The organism is Undibacterium pigrum (assembly GCF_003201815.1).
Lineage (GTDB): Bacteria > Pseudomonadota > Gammaproteobacteria > Burkholderiales > Burkholderiaceae_D > Undibacterium > Undibacterium pigrum.
Genome location: NZ_QJKB01000031.1, coordinates 3992 through 5645, shown reverse-complemented (window position 1 = coordinate 5645; position 1654 = coordinate 3992). Strand labels below are relative to the sequence as shown.

1 rRNA gene is annotated in these 1654 nt (G+C 51.6%); it reads left to right on the top strand.

Annotated features, from left to right (window positions below):
• The first annotated feature begins 77 nt into the window (after positions 1 to 77).
• Positions 78 to 1606: ribosomal RNA gene (locus tag DFR42_RS28805) — 16S ribosomal RNA — on the top strand.
• Positions 1607 to 1654 lie beyond the last annotated feature (48 nt).

Genomic DNA, 1654 nt, shown 5'->3' with positions numbered 1-1654 from the left:
ACTGAACTGTCAGTATTTTGAGTGAGCGACATGTCAGTAAAATGACATAGACAAGAAATTGTCGAAAAACAGAGATTAAACTGAAGAGTTTGATCCTGGCTCAGATTGAACGCTGGCGGCATGCCTTACACATGCAAGTCGAACGGCAGCGCGGGGCAACCTGGCGGCGAGTGGCGAACGGGTGAGTAATATATCGGAACATACCCTAGAGTGGGGGATAACGTAGCGAAAGTTACGCTAATACCGCATACGATCTAAGGATGAAAGCGGGGGATCTTCGGACCTCGTGCTCATGGAGTGGCCGATATCTGATTAGCTAGTTGGTAGGGTAAAAGCCTACCAAGGCGACGATCAGTAGCTGGTTTGAGAGAACGACCAGCCACACTGGAACTGAGACACGGTCCAGACTCCTACGGGAGGCAGCAGTGGGGAATTTTGGACAATGGGGGCAACCCTGATCCAGCAATGCCGCGTGAGTGAAGAAGGCCTTCGGGTTGTAAAGCTCTTTTGTCAGGGAAGAAACGGTGTTTCCTAATACGGAATGCTAATGACGGTACCTGAAGAATAAGCACCGGCTAACTACGTGCCAGCAGCCGCGGTAATACGTAGGGTGCAAGCGTTAATCGGAATTACTGGGCGTAAAGCGTGCGCAGGCGGTTTTATAAGTCTGATGTGAAATCCCCGGGCTCAACCTGGGAACTGCATTGGAGACTGTAAGGCTAGAGTGTGTCAGAGGGGGGTAGAATTCCACGTGTAGCAGTGAAATGCGTAGATATGTGGAGGAATACCGATGGCGAAGGCAGCCCCCTGGGATAACACTGACGCTCATGCACGAAAGCGTGGGGAGCAAACAGGATTAGATACCCTGGTAGTCCACGCCCTAAACGATGTCTACTAGTTGTCGGGTCTTAATTGACTTGGTAACGCAGCTAACGCGTGAAGTAGACCGCCTGGGGAGTACGGTCGCAAGATTAAAACTCAAAGGAATTGACGGGGACCCGCACAAGCGGTGGATGATGTGGATTAATTCGATGCAACGCGAAAAACCTTACCTACCCTTGACATGGAAGGAATCCCGAAGAGATTTGGGAGTGCTCGAAAGAGAACCTTTACACAGGTGCTGCATGGCTGTCGTCAGCTCGTGTCGTGAGATGTTGGGTTAAGTCCCGCAACGAGCGCAACCCTTGTCATTAGTTGCTACGAAAGGGCACTCTAATGAGACTGCCGGTGACAAACCGGAGGAAGGTGGGGATGACGTCAAGTCCTCATGGCCCTTATGGGTAGGGCTTCACACGTCATACAATGGTACATACAGAGGGCCGCCAACCCGCGAGGGGGAGCTAATCCCAGAAAGTGTATCGTAGTCCGGATTGTAGTCTGCAACTCGACTACATGAAGTTGGAATCGCTAGTAATCGCGGATCAGCATGTCGCGGTGAATACGTTCCCGGGTCTTGTACACACCGCCCGTCACACCATGGGAGCGGGTTCTGCCAGAAGTAGTTAGCTTAACCGCAAGGAGGGCGATTACCACGGCAGGGTTCGTGACTGGGGTGAAGTCGTAACAAGGTAGCCGTATCGGAAGGTGCGGCTGGATCACCTCCTTTCTAGAGTAGCGCGTAGTTAAGTGTCCACACTTATTGACTGTTAATGAT